The 25610-nt window shown below is 65.4% G+C and carries 18 protein-coding genes; 11 read left to right on the top strand and 7 right to left on the bottom strand.

The window, feature by feature from the left end; translation table 11 throughout:
* Positions 1-162: 162 nt before the first annotated feature.
* The 3 genes from L4X63_RS13235 to proC are packed head-to-tail and all read right to left on the bottom strand — an operon-like array spanning position 163 to position 1728.
* A complete protein-coding gene (locus L4X63_RS13235; RefSeq protein ID WP_250679115.1) occupies positions 163-651 on the bottom strand; it encodes a thioredoxin fold domain-containing protein in 489 nt (162 codons plus the stop codon).
* A gap of 1 nt (position 652) precedes the next feature.
* A complete protein-coding gene (locus L4X63_RS13230) occupies positions 653-928 on the bottom strand; it encodes an acylphosphatase (protein ID WP_250679114.1) in 276 nt (91 codons plus the stop codon).
* Positions 925-1728 carry a pyrroline-5-carboxylate reductase gene (proC, locus tag L4X63_RS13225; RefSeq protein ID WP_250679113.1) on the bottom strand — a complete coding sequence of 268 codons (804 nt, stop codon included), beginning with the start codon at positions 1726-1728 and terminating at the stop codon, positions 925-927. Before proC ends, L4X63_RS13230 begins: the two co-directional genes overlap by 4 nt.
* Positions 1729-1891: 163 nt before the next feature.
* Between proC and L4X63_RS13220 the strand changes: the two genes are divergently transcribed.
* From L4X63_RS13220 to glpK, 11 genes are all read left to right on the top strand, one after another.
* The gene (locus L4X63_RS13220) at positions 1892-3070 is read left to right on the top strand and encodes an MFS transporter (RefSeq protein WP_250679112.1); all 1179 of its coding nucleotides are present in this window, start codon (positions 1892-1894) and stop codon (positions 3068-3070) included.
* 893 nt (positions 3071-3963) lie between these two features.
* A complete protein-coding gene (locus L4X63_RS13215; RefSeq protein ID WP_250679111.1) occupies positions 3964-5319 on the top strand; it encodes a hypothetical protein in 1356 nt (451 codons plus the stop codon).
* The gene (locus tag L4X63_RS13210; RefSeq protein WP_250679110.1) at positions 5316-5786 is read left to right on the top strand and encodes a cytochrome C; all 471 of its coding nucleotides are present in this window, start codon (positions 5316-5318) and stop codon (positions 5784-5786) included. The genes L4X63_RS13215 and L4X63_RS13210 overlap by 4 nt, the downstream gene beginning before the upstream one ends.
* Positions 5787-5795: 9 nt before the next feature.
* On the top strand, positions 5796-6971 hold the full coding sequence (locus L4X63_RS13205) for a CxxxxCH/CxxCH domain c-type cytochrome (protein WP_250679109.1): 1176 nt from the start codon (positions 5796-5798) through the stop codon (positions 6969-6971).
* 24 nt (positions 6972-6995) lie between these two features.
* Positions 6996-7901 (top strand): MSCRAMM family protein, encoded by a 906-nt coding sequence (locus L4X63_RS13200; RefSeq protein ID WP_250679108.1) that lies wholly within the window; start codon positions 6996-6998, stop codon positions 7899-7901.
* 84 nt (positions 7902-7985) lie between these two features.
* On the top strand, positions 7986-11036 hold the full coding sequence (locus L4X63_RS13195) for a fibronectin type III domain-containing protein (RefSeq protein ID WP_250679107.1): 3051 nt from the start codon (positions 7986-7988) through the stop codon (positions 11034-11036).
* Between the two features lie 165 nt (positions 11037-11201).
* Complete coding sequence (locus tag L4X63_RS13190; protein ID WP_250679106.1) at positions 11202-13316, top strand: NapC/NirT family cytochrome c; 2115 nt, start codon at positions 11202-11204, stop codon at positions 13314-13316.
* A gap of 143 nt (positions 13317-13459) precedes the next feature.
* The gene (locus tag L4X63_RS13185; protein WP_250679105.1) at positions 13460-15847 is read left to right on the top strand and encodes a NapC/NirT family cytochrome c; all 2388 of its coding nucleotides are present in this window, start codon (positions 13460-13462) and stop codon (positions 15845-15847) included.
* Between the two features lie 154 nt (positions 15848-16001).
* On the top strand, positions 16002-17261 hold the full coding sequence (locus L4X63_RS13180; RefSeq protein WP_250679104.1) for a DUF3108 domain-containing protein: 1260 nt from the start codon (positions 16002-16004) through the stop codon (positions 17259-17261).
* A gap of 119 nt (positions 17262-17380) precedes the next feature.
* Positions 17381-17914: a DUF481 domain-containing protein gene (locus L4X63_RS13175; RefSeq protein ID WP_250679103.1), complete on the top strand. Its 534-nt coding sequence runs from the start codon at positions 17381-17383 to the stop codon at positions 17912-17914.
* Positions 17911-19401: a glycerol kinase GlpK gene (glpK, locus tag L4X63_RS13170; RefSeq protein WP_250679102.1), complete on the top strand. Its 1491-nt coding sequence runs from the start codon at positions 17911-17913 to the stop codon at positions 19399-19401. Before L4X63_RS13175 ends, glpK begins: the two co-directional genes overlap by 4 nt.
* On the opposite strand, the gene L4X63_RS13165 is transcribed toward glpK, so the two are convergent.
* The 4 genes from L4X63_RS13165 to L4X63_RS13150 form a co-directional block, all read right to left on the bottom strand.
* On the bottom strand, positions 19398-21518 hold the full coding sequence (locus L4X63_RS13165; RefSeq protein WP_250679101.1) for a hybrid sensor histidine kinase/response regulator: 2121 nt from the start codon (positions 21516-21518) through the stop codon (positions 19398-19400). The genes glpK and L4X63_RS13165 overlap by 4 nt on opposite strands.
* Positions 21519-21709: 191 nt before the next feature.
* Positions 21710-23599: a NapC/NirT family cytochrome c gene (locus L4X63_RS13160; RefSeq protein WP_250679100.1), complete on the bottom strand. Its 1890-nt coding sequence runs from the start codon at positions 23597-23599 to the stop codon at positions 21710-21712.
* A gap of 34 nt (positions 23600-23633) precedes the next feature.
* Entirely contained in the window at positions 23634-24323 is a 690-nt protein-coding gene (locus tag L4X63_RS13155) for a cytochrome C (RefSeq protein WP_250679099.1), read from the bottom strand.
* Positions 24324-24339: 16 nt separating this feature from the next.
* Positions 24340-25554, bottom strand: coding sequence for a hypothetical protein (locus tag L4X63_RS13150; protein ID WP_250679098.1), 1215 nt, complete (start codon positions 25552-25554; stop codon positions 24340-24342).
* Between the last annotated feature and the right edge of the window lie 56 nt (positions 25555-25610).

Below are 25610 nucleotides of genomic sequence, written 5' to 3'. Positions count from 1 at the left end.
TTTCCTTTGGTTGGGTTTTTCGCCACAGTACAGAACGAGACTGTTCGAGACAAGGAAATTCGAAGAAGGGTACCCCCCGGAATCCCGCCTTCGGCTGCCCTTAAAGGGCGAGGATATATAGAGAAGCGTCCGGTCGTGGGCGGAAGCGGAGGTTAGCGGAGGTCAGCGGAGGAGGGGATCGATGCGGTTGATGTCGAAGCCGGTCATTATCCTGCCGTAGATCATGAAGGTCGGGGTTGACCTCACCTTGTTCTTCTTTGCTATCTCCTGGTGCTCTTTCTGCAGCCGGATCCCCTCGGGGGTGATGACCGCCGTCCGGGGATCGTACTTCCCGCTCTGCACTTCGAGATACGCCCGCTCCCGGTCTTTGGCGGAAAGGATGTACTGCACCTTTTCCTTGGCGCCGGGATGGATGGCCAGCGGAAGGAAGAATATGTAGCGGGTCACCTGCGGTTTCCCCTGGAAGTACGCCTCGGCCTTGCGGCAGTGGGGGCAGTCGGGATCGGTGAATTCTATCACCATGATCTTGCCGGATCCGACCTTGACCGCCTTGTCGAGGTCGAGGCTCTCTGCGCCCCACGCGGCCCCGGCCATCGTCACCCCGAAGAGGAGGGCGGCCAGTATCGTTATCAGGTGGCGTGGCGTCTTCATGTCAGTACCGTATGCCGAAGCCGGCGAACTCGCCGGTGTACTCGCCCGGCTCTTCGGTCAGCTGTTCCACATGGGCGAGGTCGGGACCGCGCCGGCACCAGTCGACCATGGCCCGCACCGCCTCTTCTTCCCCCTCGAAGCATCCTTTCACCGAGCCGTCCGCCTGGTTCGCCACCCAGCCGCTCACTCCGAGCTTGGCCGCGGTGCGTGCGGTGTAGTGCCGGAAGGCCACCCCCTGCACGCGCCCGCGGACGGTGACGGTTACCCGTGTCTTCATTTCTTTCCGAGCTCCATGGAACGGGCAACGCAGACGTCGACCGCGTTGATGGTGGCGGCGCGGAAGCCGTCCCGGTCGAGCTGGTGCATGGCGGCGATGGTGGTCCCTCCCGGGGAGGCGACCTGGCTCTTGAGAACGGCCGGGTGCTCGCGGGTCTCCAGGAGGAGCTTGGCGGTGCCGTAGACGGTCTGGGCGGCGAGTGCGGTGGCCACGTCGCGGGTGAGCCCGTGTTTCACACCGGCGTCGCTCAGAGCCTCGATGAAGGTCAGCACGTAGGCGGGGCCGCTTCCGGATACCCCGGTCACCGCGTCGAGGAGCTTCTCCTCTACCACGCAGCTCGTCCCGACCAGGTCGAAGATCCGGCGGGTGATCGAGAGATCGTCGTCGGTGGCGCGGGTGCCGCGGGCGATGGCGGTAGCGCCTTCCAGCACGAGGGCGGGGGTGTTGGGCATCACCCGCACCACGCGGGCCTCGGCTCCGAGGACTTCTTCGATCGCGGCGCACTTCACGCCGGCCATGATGGATATGTAGAGCTGGTTACTTCCCTGGACGTCCTTGAGCGCCTGGCTGAAGACCTGCGGTTTGACGGCGAGGATGACGAGGTCGCTCTGGCGGCAGAGTTCGCCATTGTCCGAGATGGTGCGGATGCCGTAGCGTTCCGACAGGTGCCCCCTCCGCTGCTCGCTCGGCTCGGACACCGTCAGGTTGGCCGCCGGAACACCTCCGGCCAGAAGCCCCTTGATGATGGCTTCCGCCATGTTGCCCCCGCCGATGAAGCCTGTTTTCATCTCCTTGTGCATCGCGTCCCTCCATAGCAAATTTCTAACTAAGACTGTGATAGGTAATCAAATAAGGGGTAAATGTCAACCCGAAAGGGCAGGGGGAGGCTCCGGCGGGAAAGGGATTCCGCCATCGCCGGGTGAGGATTAGCAGTTCTGCTATAGTTTACCAAGGAGGTAGGTCATGACCGCACTCTTCAAGGGGCTATCCGGCAACGTGCTGATCTTCGGCTTCGTGAGCCTCTTTACCGACGTCTCCAGCGAAATGATCTATCCCCTGCTTCCGCTCTTTCTCTCTTCGGTGCTGGGGGCAGGCCCCGCCTTCCTCGGCGCCATCGAGGGGGTGGCGGAGTCGACCGCGTCGCTTTTGAAACTCGCCTCCGGCATCATGTCGGACCGCGTGCGGGCGAGAAAGGGGCTGGTCCTCTTCGGCTACTCGATCTCGTCGCTCATGCGCCCGCTGATCGGCGCTGCCCAGTCGCCGCTGGCGGTCCTCATCATCCGCGCCGGGGACCGGGTGGGGAAGGGGGTGCGGACCTCGCCGCGCGACGCCCTCATCGCCGACTCGGTCGATCCCTCCCTGCGCGGTAAGGCCTACGGCTTCCACCGCTCCATGGATAACGCGGGGGCCCTCATCGGCCCGCTCATCGCCACCCTCCTTTTGGCCGTCTGGCTCCACGACGACCTGCGGACCCTCTTCTGGCTGGCCGGCATCCCCGGCCTCATCGCGGTGGCCCTCATCGTCTTCAAGGTGCAGGATTCCGGACGGGAGGTTCCCCCCAAACAGCAGGTGCGCCTCTCTTCGCTCCCGGCCGGCCCCCTGCGCCGCTATCTCTTTATTCTCTTCCTCTTCACCCTCGGCAACTCCTCGGACGCCTTCCTCCTCCTGAAGGCCGGCCAGCTCGGCGTGCCGGTCTTTCGCATCCCTCTTCTGTGGGCCTTCTTCAGCGCGGTGAAGATGCTCGCCAGCATGCCGTTCGGCGTCCTCTCCGACCGGATCGGGCGGCGCAAGGTGATCGTGGCCGGCTGGCTCGTCTACGCCCTTTGCTACTTAGGCTTCGCCTTTGCCTCCCGCGAGTCCCACATCTGGATCCTCTTTGCCTGCTACGGCCTTTTCTACGGCCTCACCGAAGGGGTGGAGAAGGCCCTGGTGGCCGATCTTTCCGATCCCTTCCTGCGGGGGGCGGCCTTCGGCTGGTACAACTTCGCCATCGGGGCCGGGGCGCTCCCGGCGAGCCTCATCTTCGGCCTCATCTGGCAGCGGTTCGGATCCCACGCCTCCTTCCTGGTCGGGACCGGACTGGCTGGCGTTTCGGTGGTACTGTTACTGCTCCTGGTGAAGCCTCCCGCTCATGCTCAGTAGCCTCCCCGTCCGGACTCTCTTTTGGGCTTGATCTCCGATTGCACTTCGCTTAGATTTCCCGCCCTTACTCAGTCATAACCTTGCCTGACTCCCCGTAAGCCCCTGGCCGGCAATCCCAACTGTTTCTGATCGGTTTTCCCTCTATTGAATTATCTGCCTCTTTATATGGCACGGGTTTCTTGTGTCACAATGATTACTAACAGTTACTCTCAGACTGGAGGTTCTCGCGCATAAGATACTGAAAAATAATGACTGTTAAAAATAATTAATATTGACATTGAGAAAGTGCTGCTAGTAATATTCGTATCACCGGGAAAAATTTGACAGTGTGAAAAAAAGCGCTAAAGTTTTCCGGACACCGCTCGATACAGTATACGTATGCAGCAGTGTGTTTGCCGAGTTGTTCTGAAAGTATTTTAATTTAGACAGGTAGCACCGTCCTTGAATTTCGGATTTTTGAGTAGTGTATTCTTTTTAAGAGAGTATTAATGCTGCCACTTGCAATGTCATCAAAACCCTTCGCTTGTGAGAGTGCCGCCGGCCGCCAGCTGACCGGAAGGCCCTCGTCTATCATAGATCCACCCTCATATACAGTTCCCACTCACATCCATACTTTGTCGCAGGCTGACACCTCCCCGGGAAGGGGCCGGGTGTCATCGGCCGGCCCGGGGCGTTAGCTTCCGGCCGGGGGGCCGAGCCTTACGCACGGCTCCGGTAACAACGAACAGTTCGATAGTTTGACTGACGCGAACCCGGTGGGTTCCTCTGCCTTGGGGTGTGCTCTTCGCTCCACCGGTCTTTTCGCGCCCGTGTACGGTAGATCCGCGCAACCAGTGGGAGAATTCCCTCAAGAACCAGATTTCCCTAGATACTCGCGAAACAGGAGGAGTTGCATGTGCATTGACTTCAAAAGGTTCTGCCGTTTGCTGCCCGCCCTTTTACTGGCGGCGTTGCCTGCCGCGGCGCTGGCGGATGGGTCCGTCGACTCGACCACGATCCTGAGGATCGAGGAGGACAACCATGCCGGATTCCAGAGCAAGACCCTGGCTCCGCTTACCGAGTTCTTAGGGCTCGACGCTGATCAGCTGGGTGACGGCAGGCTCTCCGTGCATCTCTACGGGTGGGGGAGGGTGAGCCTGGCCGACCGCTACGACCCGGTCGACGGGGGGGACAGCAGCGTAGGTGGGGCGCTCAACTACGGCTTCCTGCAGTACCGCTTCGATCACGCCAACGCCCGCGCCCGCGCCGGCCGCTTCTTCATCAGCGAAGGGATCGTGAACGAGCAGGTGGACGGCGGCAGCTTCAAGACCGACCTCCCGTACGGCTTCGGGGTCTCGGCCTTCGGCGGCGCCACCGTACACACGGTGAAGATCCTCGGCGCCGACACCGACGGCAAGGGTGACGCCATCGCCGGCGGGCGGGTGAACTACCGCAAGGGGGGCCTCCTCGAGCTCGGTTTCTCCGGCGTCTACGAGACCGACGCCCCGACCGTCTCCAGCAACAACTTCCTCCCCGGCACCTTCGGCAGCCATCGCCTGATCGGCGGCGACATCTGGCTGAGGCCCTTCCAGATGGTGCAGGTCTCCGGCCACACGAGCTACAACACCGAGACCAAGGGGATCGCCGAGCACAGCTACCTCGTGCAGGCCTTCCCGGTCAGCAAGCTGACCCTGGCCGCGAGCTACGACGAGCAGCGCGACCGCTCCTTCTTCTACTCTTCGCTGCTCTTCGCCGACATGCTCAGGAATCTCAACCAGAATTCCAAGGCGATCGGGGGGATGGCGACCTACAGCCTGACCGACAACGTCGATGTCACCGCCGACTATAAGAATTACAAGCGGGACGTCGGGCGCGCCGAGCGGTTCGGGGGCGAGGTGAGGGGGAACTTCCTGAAGAACACCCTGAGGACCGGGGTGGACTACCACTACCTGCGCGCCTCCGAGAACTTCGCCGTCGTCCCGGTGGACGGCGCCTCCGGCTCCTACCACGCGGCCCGCGGCTACGTCATGCACGACACCAAGGGGTACTTCGCCTCGCTCGACCTGATCGGCTACTTCTTCAAGACCCGTATCGAGAACCGCAACAACGCCTGGGAGACGGTGGCCGGTCTCGGCTACCACCTGACCCCCGACCTCTCGCTCTCCGGTGACTTAAGCTACGGTCAAAACCCGCAGTACAACGACGAGCTGAAGGGGCTGGTGCGGCTCACCTACAATGTCAAATTCGCCGACAAAGGAGACAAGAAATGAGACGCTCCCCGCTGATATCCGCGCTGCTTTTATTGGCCGCGATCCTTTCTCTGGCTGCTTGCGCCCAGATGAAGGCGCTGCCGAACCTCCCCGCCACCCATCCGGAAGAGCTTTCCAGCGGGCCGGTGAGCTGCTCCGAATGTCATGAGGATCAGCAAAAGGGGACCATGAAGCCGTTCGCCGCCTTCAACCATTCCCGCATCTTCGTGAAAAACCACCGCTTCTATGCGGCAACCGACGACGCCCTGTGCGCTACCTGCCACAAGCTCTCGTTCTGCGCCGATTGCCACACCAACAAGATCGAGATGAAGCCGTCGGTTAAAAACGGCGACCGCCCGGACCGGATGATGCCGCACCGCGGCGACTACATCACCCTTCACAAGATCGAAGGGAAACTGGATCCCGCCAGTTGCTACCGCTGCCACGGCCGAACCAATAACGAGCGCTGCGTCGCCTGCCATCGATAGGAGAGGATAATGCGTATCAAAACCGCCTTGCTCATGACCATTTCCGTTCCCCTGGCTCTGGCTGCCCTGGCCGCCTGCTCCGGCGGTGGCGGCTCAACCCCGACGGTGGACCCTAACGGGAAGCACCCGGACAACTGGGTCCAGCAGCACTGGGTCACCTACGACCAGGCCAACGGCGGGAGCTCCGATGTCACCGCCAATACGGCCTGCTCCGAGTGCCACAGCTACGACCTTTCCGGCGGCATCTCGAAGGTGAGCTGCTTCACCCCGAGCCTCAACGGACAGTCCTGCCACGCCAACGCCGACCACACCCTCGGGCACCCCGCCGGCTGGGTCACCCCCGGCGACGACCAGTTCCACGCCTGGGCCATGTATAACGGCACCACCGTGAGGGGGAGCGCGGTGCTCGACTCCGCCAACTCCTGCGGGCTTTGCCACGCGACCGGCAGCGGCGGAACCCAGGTGGCCGGGACACCCTCCTGCCTGTCGACCGACCCGCAGTTCGGGCTCTCCTGCCACAGCACGAGCCCGGCCCAGAAGTCGAGCGGCTGCGCCTCCTGCCACGGGGCACCCCCGAACGGGACCGTCTACCCGAACCGCGCCGGCTCCCATGCGGCCCACATCTCCGTGGGGATCGACTGCTTCGCCTGCCACTCCGGCTACGGCACCGGCACCGACCGCCATGCCACCGGGGCGGCCACCAACGGCTCCAAGGCCTTCATGAACTTCTCGACGGTGTTCGCGGCCGAGACCGGCGGCTTCCGCTACCAGGGGGGCTCGTGCTCCGGCGTCAGCTGCCACGGCGGCAAGCAGACCCCGGCCTGGGGGGTAGGCTCCATCAACGTCGCCACCGACTGCCTCTCCTGCCACCAGCAGCTCGACCCGACGGCTCCCCAGTACAACAGCTTCCACTCGGGGAGCTTCAACGGGGAGAACATGCATGCCTTCCACCTCGCGACCGCCAAGCCGGGCGCCGGGAGGCTCATCTTCTGCACCGACTGCCATAACGTCAACCAGCTGACCACCGCCAACCACTTCGGAGGCCTCGCCACCCCGGCCTTCGAGTTCGACCCGGCCAACACCATCGGCGGGGGGGCGACCAGCATCACGACCTACAACGGCACCACCACCACCTGCACCAACACCTGCCACACGGTGGCACCTCCGACGGCCAACTGGGAATAACGGCCTAAGCTAAGGAAAAGTCAGATGAGAAAGATAATTGCCCTGGTGTTCATCCTTATCCTGCCGCTCATCTTCGGATGCGGCGGCTCCGGCGGAAGCGGCGTCACGGGGACCAGTGCCCCGGCAGCGTACTCCATCGCCGGGCAGGTCACCCTCAACGGCGCCGGCCTCGGCCAGGTGACCCTCGCGGTGAACGGGGTGGGGAACCAGTTCAGCGACGGCAACGGCAATTTCAGCTTCACCCAGCTCTCCAACGGGAGCTACACGGTGACCCCCTCGCGGGCCGGCTACACCTTCACCCCGGCGAGTGTCACGGTGTCCATCAACAACAACGGGGCGGCGGCCGACTTCACCGCCGTCCCCATCCCGACCTACTCGATCTCCGGGACGGTCTCCTCCGGCAACAACGCCGGGCTGGCCGGCGCCACGGTGACCATCACCGACGCCTCCAGCCAGCAGGTGGCGAGCCTGGTGACGGACGGGGCAGGGCACTACGCGGCGGCGGGTCTTACCGCCGGCAGCTACCACGTGGCGGTCTCCCATCCCGACGGCTTCAGCTTCTCGCCGTCCGCCACCCAGACCGTGACCCTCTCCGGCGCCAGCCAGACGGCCGACTTCACCGCTGCGGCAGCGGCCACCTACGCCATCTCGGGAAGCGTCAGCGTCTCGGGCGGCGGCGCCCTGGCGGGAGTCTCCCTGGTGCTGGCCGACCAGGCGGGGGCGAGCTACCGGACCACCACCGGCGCCAACGGGGCCTTCAGCTTCGCCGGGATCCCCGACGGCTATTACACGATGACCCCGGCCCTTTCCGGGTACAACTTCGTTCCCAACCCGCTCCTGGTCCACGTCAACGGCCAGGACAACACCGGGAACGCGATCTCCGCCTCCTCGGCGAACTCCGGGTCCGGCGCCATCACCGTGACCCTGTGAAAAAGATTAGGCGCCCGCTGCCAACGGGGGCGCCTGGGACCATGACACGCAATCAGCCTAACCATAAGCAGAAGGAGGAGTTGTATGTCGATTAACTGGAAGAGGTTCACCTTCGGAGCCTTGGTGCTCGCCTCTTTGGCGCTGCTCCTTTCCGGATGTGGCGACTTCGCCGGCAACACACCGGCACCCAACGTGCCCGCGAAAACGCTGTCCGGGATAGTCTCCGACCCGGCAACCGGGCTGCCGCTGGCGGGGGCAACGGTGACCGCCTACCCCGTCGACCAGAACGGCGTCGAGTCGACTACCCCCCTCAGCATCTACCCGGTCACCGCCACCACCGACAGCAAAGGGGCCTACCGCCTGCAGATCCCGACCAGCTACACGGGAGCCCTGGTGGTAGAGAGCAAGGTTTCCGGCGGCAGCGCGCTGAGGCAGCTCCGGAGGGCCCTCTTCGTCGGCGGGCTGAGCACCATCCGGGCCGCGGTACCGGCCAACTTCGTCACCCGCGCCAACATCCCGCCGGTGATGGTCAGCCTGGCCACCGAGGCCTCGGTCGAGTTCATCAAGCAGAACTACGCCGCGACCGGCTTCTCCTCCGGCAACATCAAGAAGTCCTACGCCGCCCTCGAGAACCTGTTCGGGCTGGGCTTCTACCAGACCGCGCCCCCGCGCCGGATCAACGACCGCTTCACCTCCAAGGCCCAGCAGGACCTCGCGGTCAGCATCCGTGCGGTGAACCTGGTCACCTCCGGCCAGGTCTCGGTCTCGGCGGCCCACGCGCTGGCCGCCACCACCCCGACCCTGGCCGACATCGTCGCCTCCATGCTCTCCGCCAACGGGATGGGGAACGTGGCCGCCGCCCTTAAGAACGCCATCGTGGTTTCCACCTCCCAGCTGGCCCAGGAAGGGACGGTCCCCCCCGAGTACGTTCCGAGCACCGTGATCAACACCGCGCTCTCCAATGCCATGACCGCACCGGTGACCGTGCCTTCCGTCACCGACGCAGCGCCCCCGAACGCGCCCACCGGGGCAGCCGCGAGCGCCCTGGCCGCCCGCAAGGTGCGGGTGACCTGGAACGCCTCCACCTCCAACGGGGTAGCCGGATACGCCGTCTGCCGCGTCAACGACGTCGGAGTGGCCGCCACCGTCGCGCTCGTCGACACCCGCGGTTCCTCCGCCTCCTCCTTCACCTACTTCGACCTTTTGGCCGAGCCGGTCACCCACTACGTCTACAAGGTCTACGCCATCGACGCCATCGGCAACTACTCCGAGGCGAGCAACGAGATCGACGTGACCACCCCGGCCCCCTACGACACCGTGGCCCCGTCCACCCCGGTAGGGCTCGTCTGCCGCGGCTTCAACGACAAGGTGGTCTCCCTCACCTGGCAGGCCTCCACCAAGACCAACGCCGACGGGTCGGTGACCCCGGCCGCCGCCTACAACGTCTACCGCGACTACCAGCTGATCGCCACCGTCCCGACCACCTCGTATATCGACAACACGGTCAGCCCGGTCACCTCCTACATCTACTTCGTGAAGGCGGCCGACAGCGACAGCAACCTCTCCGACGCCTCGGCCCTCTTGACCGTGCGGACCGACGCCTCCCCGACCGCCACCGCTCCCGGCGCTCCCAGCGGCCTTACCGACACCGCGGCCTACAACCTGGTCTCCATGAGCTGGACCGCCTCGGCCGACGCCGGGGTGACCTACACCGTCTACCGCGACGGTTCGCCGGTCGCCGTCGGGCTCACCGGTCTTTCCTACGGCGACGCCGCGGTGACCCCCAACACGGGCTACCACTACACGGTGACCGCGGTGAAAAACGGCGGCGAATCGGTACCGAGCAACGTCCTGACCGTCACCACCCCGGCCAACCCGAACAACCCGAGCGCCACCGTCCCCGACACCCCGACCAACTTCGTCGCGGTCTCGGTGAACGCAGGCGGCGTCTCGCTCATGTGGAACAGCTCGCTCGTGGGGGGCAACCCGGTGACCGGCTACCTGGTCCAAAGGGGTGACGCCACCGGCAACAACTTCGTCAACATCGCCTCCACTCGGGTTCCGGGTTACACCGACACCACGGTCTCCCCGTCGACCACCTACAGCTACCGCGTGCTCGCCTTCTCCGATGCCGGCATCTACTCCGCACCGAGCGCGATCTGGCTCGCGCCGGTACCGGCCGCCGTCGACCTGAGCGACACGACCCCGCCGTCGGCACCGGCCGGCGTGGCGGCCTCCGCCCCCACGAGCGGCTCGGTGGTCCTCACCTGGACCGCCAACAGCGTCAGCGACGGCGTGGCCGGCTACCTGGTATTCCGCGACGGCGTCCAGGTGGCGAACATCACCACCGGCACCACCTTCACCGATCCCACCGTGGTTGGTGGCGTCACCTACAGCTACACCGTCGAGGCCTACGACGCCGCCGGCAACCTCTCGCCGCCCAGCAGCGCCGTCCAGGTCCAGACCCCGGTTCCGCCGCCCAACACCTACACCATCTACGGGCAGGTGGTGCTGAACAACGCCGGCCTCTCCGGGGTCATGCTGACCCTGACCGACGCCAGCAGCAACGCCACCACCGCGACCAGCGACCAGAACGGCAACTTCTCCTTCCCCGCGGTCCCCAACGGCACGTACACCCTGAGCGCCTCGGCCGCCGGGTTCTACAGCTTCGTCCCGATCACCAGGACGGTCACCGTGGCGGGCGCCAACGTGACCGGCCAGAACTTCGCCACCGTGCTGGTCGGCACCCTCAATACCGGGACCACCTACCCCAACGGCACCATCATCGGCGGCATCAGCTACGGCGGGGTGACCATCATCGGCGGGGTGAGCTACCCGACCGGTACCGTGATCGGCGGCATCCAGTACCCCAACGGCGTCATCATCGGCGGGGTCCAGTATCCGCCGGGCACCATCGTCGGCGGGGTGGCCTTCCCGACCGGCGCGGTGACCACCGGGGTGACCTACCCGAGCGGGACCATCACCAACTCGATCGGATTCCCCACCGGCGTCGTCATCGGCGGCGTGCTCTACCCGGCCGGGATCATCTCCGGCGGCGTACTCTACCCGGCCGGAACGGTGAGCGGTACCATCGGCTACCCGAGCGGCAGCATCAGCGGGACGCTCACCTGGTAGGACGGCTGACGGATGCCAACCATGCATATGAAAGGGAAGCAGAGATACCCAATCCATACGGAGGTGCCATTGAAGCTGAAGTTTTCCCGAGATCGCTGTGAAGGGACATCGGTAATCAACGACAAAGGAACGAGGTTTCCAACACTCAAAGGTAAGGAGCGCACGATGAGAAACAGTCTGACCAAGCTACACTACCTTCTGTTTGTCCTGTTCATGGTCGCCATGACAGGCTGCGGTGCCAACAATGCCGCCACCCCCGCCGCCAGTGGCGACCCCGGGTCCATCTCCGCCAAGCTGCAGTGGCGGCCGGTCGGAAACGCAGCCCATGCCCTGGTTACCGCCACCGTGCCGGGCAACGTGGCCAACATTCTCTTCACCGTGACCGGTACCGGCACCAATGGGTCCCCGGTCCCCGTGGTCAAGAGCCTCTTGCCGTCCTCTACCACCACCGGCTCGATCGGCGGCGTGTACCCGGGCACCGTGGCCCTCTCGGTCAAAGCGCTCGACTCCAACAACCAGCTCGTCTACGAAGGGTTCGCCCTTAACGTGGCGGTGACCGCCAACAACACCACCAACGTGGGGAACATCGCCATGACCCCGCCGGTGGTCAAGGCGGAGGAGCAGACCTGCCTCGGCTGCCATGAGAACACCCTGGACGCCACCGGGCAGAACATCGTGGCCAACTACAAGAGCGCCGGCCACTACACCAACGTCTCCTTCACCGACGCCAACGGCGTGCGGGTAGGGTGCGTCGGCTGCCACGGCGCCTCCCACAACATCCCGGATCCCTCCGCCGGTGGTGCCGCCGCCCGCTGCTTCGACTGCCACACCGACAAGGTGGCCATGCACTTCAACAACTACACCGGCGCCGGCGTCCATGCCGCCATGTTCGTGCCGACCAACGAGGCCTGCACCTCCTGCCACCAGTTCCACAACTCCCAGGTGGCCGACCCCGAGCGGGTAGCCTGGGCCGCCTCCGCCCACGGTGACATCAACGGCGCCGCCTGGGCGTCCGAGGACATGCAGGCTCCGGGGCAGATCGCCTGCCAGCGCTGCCACACCGGCACCGGCTTCAAGAACTTCGCCAAGAGCAACTTCCAGACCTTCCCGACCACCTCGATCGCCGCAGTGGGCGACCACAAGCGCGAAGTGCTCGGCTGCGACGGCTGCCACACCGACAACACCTTCGCGGTCCGTCAGGTAGGCGCCTTCACCACCCAGTACAAGATCAACAACAACTCGGTGACCGCCACCTTCCCGGACGTCGGCGAGTCCAACCTCTGCATCGCCTGCCACTCCGCTCGCGAGAACGGCGTCGACGCGGTGACCGACTTCACCAACGCTTCCTTCAAGAACTCGCACTACCTGGCCGCCGCCGGCCTCATGTACATGTCGACCGGCTTCACCCAGTTCACCTCGGCTAGCGCCGTCCTCGGCACCACCACCTACGGGAAGACCCTCTCCCCGGACAACGTCACCGTCCCCGGCTTCGGGATCGCCGGCGGCGTCTCCAGTACCCATCGTAAGCTCGGCACCACCCTCATCAACGGCGACACCCACAACCCGGCCGTCTTCATCCCCGGCCAGTTTGACGCCAACGGCCCCTGCGTGACCTGCCACCTGAACGCCAACGGCGCCCCGGCCGGCGACCGCGCCGCCCACGGCCACACCCTGGCCATCGACGCCAACACCTACAACCAGGTCTGCACCAACTGCCACGGCTCTGAAAACACCATCCCGCTCAACTCCACCAACTTCCAGAGCGTGTTCATCGAGCCGCAGTCCTCGGCCTTCCAGAGCACCATCAAGCTGGCCGTCACCCTTTTGGCCGCCAAAGGGATCGACTACGACTCCACCGCCTACCCGTACTTCTTCAAGCACGGTCTGGCCCACACCAACGCCAACCAGGTGAAAGACTGGACGCTGGGGACCGGCAACCAGGCCTTCGGCAAGAAGATGATGGGTGCTTGCTTCAACATCAACCTCCTGAACAGGGATCCGGCCGCTTACGCCCATGCCCGCAGCTACTCCAGGAGACTGCTGTATGACTCCATCGACTTCCTCGACGACGGCGTCATGAACCTCTCGGCCGGCGCCTCCGCCCTTGCTTCCGGGCTGACCGATACCAACGGCAACCTCCTCTTCACCAAAGGCACCAATGCCTACAACGTCTCTGCCGGTGCCATCACCACCATCTACACTGGGACCTCGGAAGCGATGCTGTACCTGCTCGGCTGGAGCCGCTCCACTGGCCTTTGGTCGAGCCCCGAGCGCCCGTAGGGTATTCGCGGTGTCGAGACACCACCAGTAAGAACGAAGCCCCGCCTCCGGGCGGGGCCTACTTCCCCGGGACCTCCCGGAGACCTTAAACCTGCAATCGGGCAGTAATGAGACGATCCAACACCCAAAGTAAGGAGAGCAAGATGAGAAAAACGTTTTTTATGCTGCAACACCTTCTGTTAGTACTGTTGCTGGCGGCAATGACGGGGTGCGGCGCCAACAATGCCGGAACCGGCACCTCCGCCGCCCCGGGTTCGGTGACCGCGAAGCTGACCTGGTCTAACGGCACCAAGCTCGCCAAGGCGAAAGCGACCTCCTCCATCCCCTCCAACGTCGCTAACGTCGTCTTCACCGTGACCGGCACCGGCACCAACGGCCCGATCCCGGTCGTGAAAACCACCGTGGCGGCTGCCAACTCCGCCTCGGGCTCCATCCCGGGCATCTACCCGGGCACCGTCGCCGTGGCCGTCAAGGCCCTCGACTCCACCGGCGCCATGGTGTACGAAGGGTACGCCATCAACCTCGACGTCGCCCCCAACGCCACCACCAACGCCGGCACGATCAACATGACCGTCCCGATCGTCAAGAGTGAGGAAGTCCCCTGCCTCGGCTGCCACGAGACCACCCTGGACCTCACCGGCCAGAGCGTCGTGGCCAACTACAAGCAGTCCGGCCACTACACCAACACCACCTTCCAGGATGCCAACGGCCAGGGCGCCGGCTGCGTCGGCTGCCACGGCCCGTCGCACAACATCCCGGATCCGTCTGCCAACGGGACCCAGGCCCGCTGCTTCGACTGCCACAACATCAACAACACCAACACCCAGCTGGTCGCCAACCACGGCAACTACTACTTCAATAACGGCACCGAGTGCTCCGCCTGCCACCAGGTCCACAATACCCTGGCGGGCAACATGGAGCGCAAGACCTGGGCCCAGTCCGCACATGGCAGCACCGACTTCGCCCGCCTGGCTGGCGGCGGCAGCGGCTGCTCCACCCGCTGCCACAACGCGGCCGGCTTCATCGCCGCCATGGCCAATCCGACCAAGGTTGTGGGCGGCACCATGACTGCCCAGGACCAGATGGTCACCTGCAACGCCTGCCACAGCAACGCACCGCTCGGGAAGATCCGTAACCTCCCGGGGACCAGCGCCAGCGCTTTCAGGGCCTACACCACCTCCAACCCCGGCTACGGCTTCGCTCCGTACAACAAGCTGAACCCCAACAAGAAGGCGTACTACCCGGATATGGCCGGTTCCAACGTCTGCATCGTCTGCCACGCCGGCACCACCGAAGGTTCGGCCACCAGCTTCGGCTGCTCCGATCCGTACTTCGCCAACAGCACCTCGGCTCTCAAGCTCAAGCGCTCCTCCACCATTTCCCAGCACAACATGCCGTCTGCCGCCGTCATGTACGTGAAGTTCGGCTTCATGAACCTTTCGACCGGCGTCACCGGCGTGACCAGCAACGCTTACCTTAACGGCCTCACCTCTGACCAGGATCCGGGCTACGGCCAGGCCGTCGGCGGCATCGGCAGTACCCACCGCAAGCTCGGCACCAACGCTATCCATGGCGATTCCCACAACCCGTCCTTCTTCGTCCCGGGGAACCTCGACAGCAACGGCCCGTGCGCTACCTGCCACGTCACCGGCAGCCACAGCTTCAGGATCGACCAGGCCGCCATCAACGCGGTTTGCAGCAACTGCCACACCTCGGAGAACGGCCAGGCCATCGCTACCCAGGCGGCCTTCGAGCAGTTCTTCCTCGATCCCCAGAAAGAGGTGTACAACAACGCCATCGCCCTGGGCGCCACCGTTGTGAACAAGAAGATTGCCGACTACAACGCCGCGCTGACCAGCACCCCGAACGCGCTTGGTTACAGCACCACCAACCCGCTCCAGTTCCTGGTCGCCATCAACCCGTTCACCTCCGTGCAGCCGGGTAAGCTCTCCTTCGTGAAGTTCCTCGAGCCGGCAGGGAATGCCACCTACCCGACCTACGACCCGACCGAAGGGACCATCTTCACCGCCAGCTCCAGCACCACCAGCAGCACCTACGCCGCTCCGGGCACCACCTACGCCAACTACCTTGCTCCGGCGGCCACCACCTACCCGTACTACTCCACCGACTGGACCAACACCGCCATCGCCCTTGGCTACTCGCAGTCCGCCGGTGACGCTGGCTACACCAAGTTCGTGGGCGCCCTCTCCAACCTGGCCTTCTTCGCCAAGGACCAGGGTGGCTTCGCCCACGCCAGGACCTACAGCCGCAGGCTGATCTACGACTCCATCGACTTCCTCGATAACGGCAAGCTCGACATGTCGGTGAGCGGCACCGCTACTGCCATCTCCGCCATCAGCGGCAATGTCAACGGCATCGCCAACCCGGTCGCCGGCCTCTACACCAAAGGGTCCACCGCCTACACCAACGGCACCCTTACCGTGCTGGCTAACGGCACCACCGAGAGCATGCTCTACCTGGTCGGCTGGAGCCGCTCCACCGGTGCATGGTCTTCTCCGGAACGCCCGTAAGGACTCCGAGGTAGACCACCCGCAGTATCCGCCCCGCCTCGCAAGAGGCGGGGCCTTTTAATGTCCGTAACTCCCGGGGCGGCAGGCGGCTGTCTGCCGTCCCGGGATACGCTCCCTTGAAGGGGGCGGCATTGCTGGTAAAGTTGCTACGACCATGACCCCTCCGCCATCCAACATAGCTTCGGCCTCTGCCGATCTGATCCCCCGGGAGTGCACCGATCGTCCCCGTCACGCCCTCCATGGCGGATTCCGCTCGCTTCGCCTCCTTCTGGTCTGCTGTCTCCTTTCGGTGGCGGCCCACATCCTCTTCGTCCAGCTGATCGCCCTGTTCGGGCACTACGATTTCGGCAAACCGGTGGGGGCCCCCCCCGCGGTGACCGTCGACCTGGCTGATCTCTCTACGGCGAGCCAGCCGGCCGAGGAGCCGGCAGCGGCGGACGATGAGGAGTCTCCCGAGGAAACCGCCCAGGAACCGTCCCCGGCCGCCAGTGACCCGGATCCCGCCCAGGAGCGCGAGGCCGATGCTCCCGTACCGGCCCCTGCCCAGGCGCCTGCGAGCGTCCAGGCTGCTGCTGCTCCGGCCGGGCCGGAGAAGGTGGCCGCCCAGGCCCCCGCGCCCGCGCCCCCGGTTCCCGAAGAGGCACATCCGGTGAAGGCCGCCAAGCCGGTCCCCGCACGAGCCAAGGCGCTTGTGGTGGGGAGTACCCCCCTGACGGGGGTGGGAGAGTTCATCGGCGCCAAGCACGAGAAGCTCACCTACCAGATGATGATGCACGGCCTTCCCATCGGCGACGCCTTTCTCGAGGCGAAGAACGAGAAGGGGATCACCTCCATCACCCTGCGGGTCAAGACCTCTCCCGCCGTCTCCGCCTTCTACCGGGTCGACGATGTCATCGAGACCCAGCAGGTGGCCGGGATGTACATCCAGACCAAGATCCGCCAGCAGGAGGGGAACTTCGCGAGCGACGAGATGTTCACCATCAACCTGCGGAAGAAGCGGGTCTCCTGGTTCGACCTCATCGGAGCGCGGAGCCAGGTGACCGAGGTCCCGAACTCCGAGGTGCTCGACTCCCTTTCGGGGATCTACTCGCTCCGTACCCGGCCGCTCAAGGTCGGCAGCAACGAGACGCTCCAGATCTACGACTCCGAGCGCTACGCGGAGGTGCCGGTAGAGGTGGTGCGCCGCGAGGTCATCACGCTTCCGAACCTCACCCGGGTCCCGACCCTGGTGATCCGCCCGCTGGCCGCTTCGGGCGTCATCTTCCGCCGTACCGCCGACCTGGTGATCTGGATGACCGACGACGACCGCAAGGTCCCGGTCCGTATCGAGACCACGCTGCCGGTCGGACGGGTCACCGCCCGCCTGGTCTCCTCCGAGACCGAGCCGGTTATCCCCCCGCCGGTTACCCGCTGATTTCCTGCCGGGTCGTTCCTCTCCCCGATTTTTCCATCACACGCTCATGAAAGTTTGAGCACCCTCCCCGATTTTCTGCTACACTTCGCCTCATGAAAAGGGTCTCCGCCACACTCCTCATGGTTCTCGCGACAGCCTCCCCGGCCCTGGCCGGCGGCCTGGGCACCCCCACCCTTTCGCCCCCCCTTTCCGCCGCCCGCTTCTTCGACACCGACCGGCTCCTTACCACCGGTGGTGTGAAGTTCGAGGCACCCCAGTTCACCTTGGAGCCCGAGCTCGGGATCGGCTACCGGATCGCCGAGCGGGAGCAGACCGGCGGCCTCGACGAGTCGATCCACATGCTGCACGCCCAGGCGGGAGGGCGCCTTTCGCTGTCGGAAACCATGTACCTCTCGGCGGCCGCCAAGCTCCCGGTGCTGACCGTCGAGAACGCCGCCAATTACACCGGCCAGGACCTCGGCAGCCGGCGCGGCTACGACTTCACCCGTCCCTTCCGTTCCACCCCCTCCTGGACCGGCGAGCTCGGCATCCATCTCGGCCGCTCCAGCGACCTCACCCTCTACTACGACCAGAGCCAGATCGCCGGCTCCCTGCTCGGCCCCGTCCAGCAGGAGGAGCGGATCGGGACCCGCATCATCTGGAGGTTCAAGTGAGCTATCTGCTTGCCTTAGACCAGGGGACCACCTCGAGCCGGACCACCCTCTTCACCGCCACCGGCGAAACGGTGGCCACCGCCTCCCGCCCCTTTGCCCAGCACTACCCGGAGCCGGGTTGGGTCGAGCACGATCCGGAGGAGATCTGGGAGAGCCAGCTCGCCACCCTCAAGGAGGTGCTGGCCAGCGCCCCGGTCCCCCTTTCCTCCATCGCCTCCCTGGGGATCACCAACCAGCGGGAGACTACCATCGTCTGGGAGCGGGAGAGCGGACGAGCGCTGCACCGCGCCATCGTCTGGCAGGACCGCCGCTGCGCGCCGCTGACCGACCGGCTGGCCGCCCAAGGGCTCGAGCCGGAAATCGCACGGCGGACCGGCCTCCTCCTCGACCCGTACTTTTCGGCCGGGAAGCTCGCCTGGCTCTTCGACAACGTGCCGGGGCTCCGGGAACGGGGGGAGCGGGGGGAGATCTGCTTCGGTACCGTCGACTCCTGGCTGATCTACCGCTTAAGCGGCGGCCGCCTCCACCTGACCGACCTCTCCAACGCGAGCCGCACGCTCCTCTTCAACATCCACACCCTCGAGTGGGACGAGGAGCTCCTCCGGATCTTCGGGCTCCCGGCCGCCATCCTCCCACGGGTGCTCCCGAGCGCCTCTTTCTTCGGCCATTGCGACCCGGCGGTGACCGGGATGTCCGTCCCCATCACCGGGGTAGCCGGAGACCAGCAGGCGGCCCTCTTCGGGCAGGGGTGCCTGAAGCCCGGGATGGCCAAGGCCACCTTCGGCACCGGCGCCTTCGTGATGATGAACAGCGGCAGGGAAGGGGGGAAAGGGGAGGGGGTACTGACCACGGTGGCCTGGCAGCTCCCGGGGGAACCGGTGACCTACGCCCTGGAGGGATCGATCTTCATCGCCGGTGCGGCGGTGCAATGGCTCAAGGAGGGATTGGGGATCATCGGGTCGGCGGCCGAGGTGGAGGAACTGGCGAGGAGCGTCCCCGACGCGGGCGGGGTTTTCTTCGTCCCGGCCCTTTCCGGGCTCGGCACCCCCTACTGGGACCCGCACGCCCGCGGGGTGATCGCCGGACTGACCCGCGGGAGCAGCCGCGCCCACCTGGCCCGCGCCGCGCTGGAGGCGATCGCCTACCAGACCGCCGACGCCACCGCCGCCATGGCGGCCGGCTGCGGGGTATCCCTCTCCGAGTTGAGGGTAGATGGCGGGGCGGCGGCCAACGACCTTCTGCTGGAATTCATGGCGGGGGTGGTGGGGGCGCCGGTGCTGCGCCCGGCCTGCACGGAGAGCACGTCGCTCGGGGCGGCTTTTCTGGGGGGGATCGGAGCCGGGGTGCTCGATGCGGAGGCGGCGGCCGCCTGCTGGCGCCTGGAGAAGAGATTCGAGCCGGGGATCGGCGAAGAAAGAAGGAGGGAGCTTCTGGAAAGGTGGCGGCGGAGCGTCCGCCTGTCGCTGGGATGGGACGCGCCCGGCTAGCTCCTTTTGCGGGGAGCGTCCAGCCGTTCCCTGACCGCGCCGAGGAGCTGATCGGGGAGTAGCGGCTTCATGACCAGTTCCGTCCCGCTCTCCACCAGCCCGTTACGGTCCACGATGTCCGCCGTATAGCCGCTTATGAAGAGTGCTCCGGTCCCGGGGGCGGCCTTCCTGATCTCCTCCAGCGCCTCCCTCCCGTTTTTCCCCGGCATCACCACGTCGAGGATGAGGAGGTCGATCTCCTCCCGGTGCTCCCGGAAGCGCTCCACCGCCTCCGCGCCGTTTTCAGCCTCCAGGACCCGGTATCCCGCCCCGGTCAGCACGCTCAGTAACAGCGTCCGCACCCCCGGATCGTCCTCGGCCACCAGGATGGTCTCGCTCCCCCCCGGGGCCTCCCTCCGCTCCTCGGCGCGGGCCACCGGGGCGAGGTCGATCAGCGGGAGGTAGATGTTGAAGGTGGTCCCTTGCCCCGGCTCGCTGTAGACCGTGATGTACCCCTGGTGCTGCTTGACGATGCCGTAGACGATGGAGAGCCCGAGCCCGGTCCCCTGGCCCGACGGCTTGGTGGTGAAAAAGGGCTCGAAGATCTTCTCCCGGGTCGCCTCGTCCATCCCCGCGCCGGTGTCCGACACCGACAACAGCACAAAGCTCCCCGCCTTCCCGTACCCGTGCAGCCGCACGAAATCCTCCCCGATCTCCAGCCGCCGGGTCCCGATCACCAGGCACCCCTTTCCCCCCATAGCGTCGCGGGCGTTGGCGGAGAGGTTCATCAGCACCTGGTCGAGCTGGTTGCCGTCCGCCATCACCGTGAGCTCTTCGCTCGAGAAGCGGGTGACGAGCTCGATGTGCTCCCCGATCAGCCGGGCGAGGAACTTCTGGGTGGTCTTGAGCCGGTCGTTGAGCTTCATCGGCGTGGGGCTCATCGGCTGCTTACGGCTGTAGGCCAGGAGGCTTCCGGTCAGGGCCAGGGCCCGCTCGGAGGCGTTCATGATCTGGTCCACCGGGTGCCTGAACGGGTGCTCCTTCGGCAGGTCCATGGCGATCAGCCGCGCGAACCCCATCACCACGGTCAGGATGTTGTTGAAGTCGTGGGCCATCCCGCCCGCCAGCGTGCCGAGCGCCTCCATCTTCTGGGCGTGCCTGAGCTGCTGTTCGAGGGCGGTCTGCTCGGTGATGTCCCGGTAGCAGATCACCCGCCCGACGATCTCCTCGCCGATCGCCTGCGGGGCGGAAAAGCGCTCCATGACCCGGCCGTCCTGGAACTGGATCAGGTCCCGGCTCTCCAGGCCGATCGCCTCGTACTGGCGGTTGGTGAGCGACATGAAGGCGTCGGGATCCTTCACCTGCGTCTTCACGTGGGAGCGGATCAAGAGATCGTTGCCGCTTGCCATCACCTCGGGGGGGATCCGCCAGAGTTCGGTGAACCGCCGGTTGTAGATCACCGGCTTCCCCTCCAGGTTGCGCACCATGATCCCGTCCCCGGTCGACTCCAGGGTCCCTCTCAGCAGCGAGAGGGTCTGCTCCATCTGCTCGCTGGAGTTTTTGCGGGCGGAGATGTCCCTCACGATGGCGAGCCAGAGCCAGGCCCTTCCCATCCGGACCGGGCTCAGCGAGAGCTCAACCGGTACCGCCGAGCCGTCCTTGCGGCTGCCGGTCAGTTCCCGGACCGCCGCCCGCGGGACCTCCTGGTCCCCCTCCGGAAGCCGGATCTCCCCGTCGAGCGCGCTCCCGAGGATGGTGGAGAGGGGGGCGCCGGTCATCTCGTCCGGGCGGTAGCCGAAGATGGTACCGGCCGCCGCGTTGAAGGAGACGACGGTCCCGCTGTTGTCGGCCAGCACCACGCCGTCCACCAGGTGGGCCAGGATCTCGTCGGTGAGCGACATCTGCAGCGAGGCGACGTCGCGGTGGGGCTTCCAGATGAAGCGGTAGAGGAGGGGGGCGAAGAGCAGGGTGAGAAGCCCGGCGTCGGCCAGATTCTGCAGCCAGGGGAGGCGGTCCGGGACCAGCAGCGGGATCAGGTACATGAGGAGGATCTCGATTGCGAACAGCACGAGGAGCAGGAGCGGTATGGTCCTGGTGAGGGAAGGCAGGTTCGCTGGTGAGATGTTCGGCTGTTTCACGGGACCTCTGGATGCGCAGGGTGGGGGAGCAAATCCCCTGGTAACGGTATCGGCCGGGACGAGCGCTAACTTTAATGGGGATCGGAGTTTCTCCCTCACAATGAAAAAGCCCCGCCTCTTTCGAGACGGGGCTTTCCGGTGCTAGGGGAAGGAAACCGGCTCCCTCCCGCCCCTTCCGGGTGGAAGGGCGTTTACGGCCGTTCGGGGACCGACCAGGCGCCGGTCGTCCGGTTGAAGCCGTTGACGTAGGTCATGGGGGCCGTGGTCCCCGGGGTGAGCGGGCTCGACTCGATCGGCCCGGTGAAGGCGCTGGGCCCTTTCTGGAAGCGGCCGAAGACCGAGACCTGGCTCGTTGCGGCATCGGCGATCAACGACTGGGCGACCGCGCTGGCACTTACCGACTGGTCCATCGACATGTCGTCCAGGAAGTCGATGGAGTCGTAGAGGAGGCGGCGGGTGATGGTCCTCGCGTGGACGTAGGAGGCGGGCTCCTTGTAGGCGAGGATGATGTTGAACATGGCCCCCTTGAGCTTGTAGACCTGGGCGTCGGAGAGGGCCGCGCCGCGGCCGGTGGTCACGTAGGCGCTCCAGTTGGTAGTGTTGGAGAGGGAGACCGGGTTGTTGGGGTCCGCGATCGGGTATTGGACGAAGCTCACCTCGGTCGGGGTCTCCAGCGCCTCGTTGTCGGTCAGGTTGATGGTGATGCCGAAGTTGTTCTCCAGGAAGCGGACCGCGAGCGCCAGGGCGGCGAACATCTCGTCGCGGTTTTCATCCAGGAAGGCGGTCCGGAAGTTGGCGGCGTTGATGGTGATGCCGTTCTCCTCGGTATGGCAGTTGATGCAGATCTGGTCGTAGCTGTTCTGGGTGAAGGCCGGATCGTCGAAGGTCAGCGTGTGGCCGGCGGTCATGTGGCAGGTCACGCAGGGGCCGTTGGACTGCAGGTTGGCCGGGGCCGGGTTGGTGACCGAGAAGCGGGAGTCGGTGACGATGTCGAGCGTCCCGAGCTTTCTGTGGGTGCTGGTGACCCCGCCCGAGATGTCGTTGTTGGTGATCAGGCTCTTGCCGTAGGCACCGGCCAGCGCCCCCGGGGTGGAGAAGTTGATGAAGCCGATCTTGCCGTACATGGTGGCCGCGGCCGGGAAGTAGTGGGGATCGAAGGGGGCCGAGGTGCGGGTGGCCGAGACGGCGGCCCCGACCCGGGCGCCGGTGCGGCCGGCGTGGCACGGGACGCAGACCTTGGAATCGCCGATGTCGGCGGTCGGGAAGTTGGTCCCCGGGATCCGCTTGGTGATGCCGTCGAAGCGGACGTAGGGGGTGGAGTAGGTCTGGAAGTTGGTGACGGCCGGATCGCTGGAGATCCTGCGCCAGCTGTAGTTGGAGTGGCAGGCCCAGCAGGCGACGGCCTCCTTGGCCGAACTGTAGGCCCCGAGGGTGGCAGTGGTGATGACCCGCTGGGCACCGGCGGTCATGTACCAGCGGAAGCCGGTGGCGGTGTGGCAGCGGCTGCAGACCCCGCCGCTGACCTTCATGAAAGGCTCCTCGTTGAACGGGGCGTCGGTGGTGTCGCCGTGGCCGGAGGCGGCCCACTGGCGGTTGACCGGCAACAGGCTCGTCGGGTCGTGGGGGTTATGGCAGCCGTTGCAGGCCGAGGCGCTCCGGTCGCCGGTGGCCGGGTTGACGATGGCCTGGGAGAGGCGGGAGAGCGGCAGCCCCAGGTAGGAGGCGGAGTTGTTGGCGAAGTGGACATTCTGGGTCGCCATGGTGACCGTGTTGGTGTGGCACTGGACGCAGACCAGGTCGGTGGGGAGGGGCGGGATGCTCCCGTTGAAGGGATGCCCGTCCACGTGGTGGCAGTCGTCGCAGCCGGCCCCGCCGGCGGCGGTGGAGTGGGCCGAGGCCATCCATTCGGTGACCACCGAGTTGCCGGTCACGTGGCTCGTGGTGCCGGAGTGACAGCCAATGCAGCCCGTCGAGGCCCTAAGCTGCGGCGACGAGCCGCTTTCCCGGTGATCGGAGCCGCAACCGGCCACGACCAACATGCAAGCCCACAACACTGCTGCAACGAGGTTCACTGTTTTCATGCGTTAGATCCTCCTTGTAGGTGATGACCGATCGCTAGTGGCAGATCCTGCAGGTTCTCTTGGTCCGGGCGCTGATGTTTCCCCCCTGGAAGTCGCGGGGGTGGGGGTTGATGCGGGCCCCGGAGGTGGCGCTGTGGCACCTCAGGCAGACATCCCCCTCCGGGTGGCAGGACTGGCAGGACTGGAGGTTTCTGCGGGCCTCGGTGGAGTGCTCGCTGGTCCATACGTAGCTTTGGCTGTTGGAGCCGGTGGGGAGGTGCGACTTGATCCGCATCGACCCCCTCGGGAAGCGGTCGTGGCAGGCCTGGCAGTAGCTCTTGTCGTGGCAGCGGTAGCAGGTCTGCGGGTTGTCGAGCGCCTTCAGGGGATGGATGTTGACGAAGTCGGAACGGTGGCTTTTCGGGATGTAGTCGCGTCCGAACTGGGCGGTGGAAAGATCGGCGGTGATGCCGCCACCCTGGTGGCAGTCGAGGCAGTAGGCCTGGGTGTGGCACTGGGCGCAGTTGTGGCCGGCCTTGCTGGCGGTCACCCGGTGGTTGCGGATCCAGTCGGCGTCGTGGTTGGGGGAGACCCCTTCTCCCTTGTGGCAGTCGTTGCACTCCGTTATCTTCATGTCGGCGTAGTCCCGGTGGTTCTCCTTGTTCCCCTGCTTCTGGGCCAGGGCCTGCTGGGTGAAGAGCGCCGACAAGAGCACGATGAGTGAAAGAAATAACAGTTTCCTCACGGGTGTACCCCCCTTTCTAGAAATCGTAATCGAAGACCACCCGGCCGGAGAAATTGCTCTCGAACCGGATGTTGACGTCATCCTGGATCCGCCCGGAAAGCGCCATGTTCTTGGCCAGGCGGTACCTCCCTCCCAGCCAGTAGCGGCGGGCGATCTCCTCGCCGGTCAGCGAATCCCTCCGGTAGGCATCCCAGTTGATGCCCCCCTCGACCAGGGAGTTCTTGTCGATGTCCCAGCCGATCTCCGCGATTACCCCGCCCACCCGGCCGTAGTAGCCGTGGCGCTGGTCGTACTCGACGCTCAGGCGGACCGGCTCGATCGGGCGCACCCCGATCCCGGCGTGCCAGACGTCGGCCTCCCCCCCTTCGCCGAACTCCTCGTGGGTGTAGCCGCCGTTCACCGAGATCCGGTCGTTGATGGTGTAGTCGGCCTTGGCCACGTACTCCTGGTAGCGGTCGACGGCGAAGACCGAGTAGATGGAGGTGGTGTCGAACTGCGGGTAGCTCTGGTAGTACTCCCCGGTTAAGATCAGGCTGGAGGTCGGGAAGTACTTGATCCCCCCCAAGACCTCGTTGAAGGTCTCGGAGACCAGGTCGAAGCGGGTGTTGCCGTAGAGCTTCAGGTTGCTCAGGAGGTACTGCTTGATGGTCCCCCCCACGATGTCGCGGGAGCAGTCGCCGTGATCGAACTTCCGGAACCAGCTCACCTCGGCGTCGGTATGCCGGAAGCCCGAGAGGTAGGCGGCCAGGCCGAAGGCGGCGTTGGAGGTGCTGCTCGCCTCGCCGTTTAAGCCGAAGATCACGTCGCGCCCCCCCATCACGCTGAAGGCCACCGGACCAACGTTCTTCAGGTCGATCTGGGCCCCGTCGATGATGGTGCTGCCGGCCGCGTAGTTGACGAACTGCCGCCCTACCCGGGTGTCGATCTTGTTGAGGAAGTCCCGGTACTCCGCGTAGAGGTAGTAGAGCCTGCCGTTGGTACCCTGCCCGTTGGTGAAGTCCTGGCTGACCCGGCCGTACCCCTGGACGGTCAGTTTTCCCTCCTTGTCCAGCCCGGTCGCCGCGAACCGCAGGTACTCGGCAAGCTCTATCTCCCGCCGGTCGTCGGTCAATTCGTTGTTGAACGACTGGAACTGGGTGGAACTTCTGCCGTGGATCTCACCCGCCCAACCGGCCGCGGCCGGGAGCAGGAGCAGGCAGAGAAGCGTCGTTGAAAGACCTTTCATCCCCATTAATTTAGCCTCCTTTCCAAACGTGATCGCATCATCTGCAGTGCATCCCCTGCCTC

The sequence above is a fragment of the Geomonas sp. Red32 genome (assembly GCF_023652955.1).
In the GTDB taxonomy this organism is placed as follows: domain Bacteria; phylum Desulfobacterota; class Desulfuromonadia; order Geobacterales; family Geobacteraceae; genus Geomonas.
Note: the sequence above shows the minus strand (reverse complement) of the source record. Positions and strands in the feature narration are given on the sequence as shown.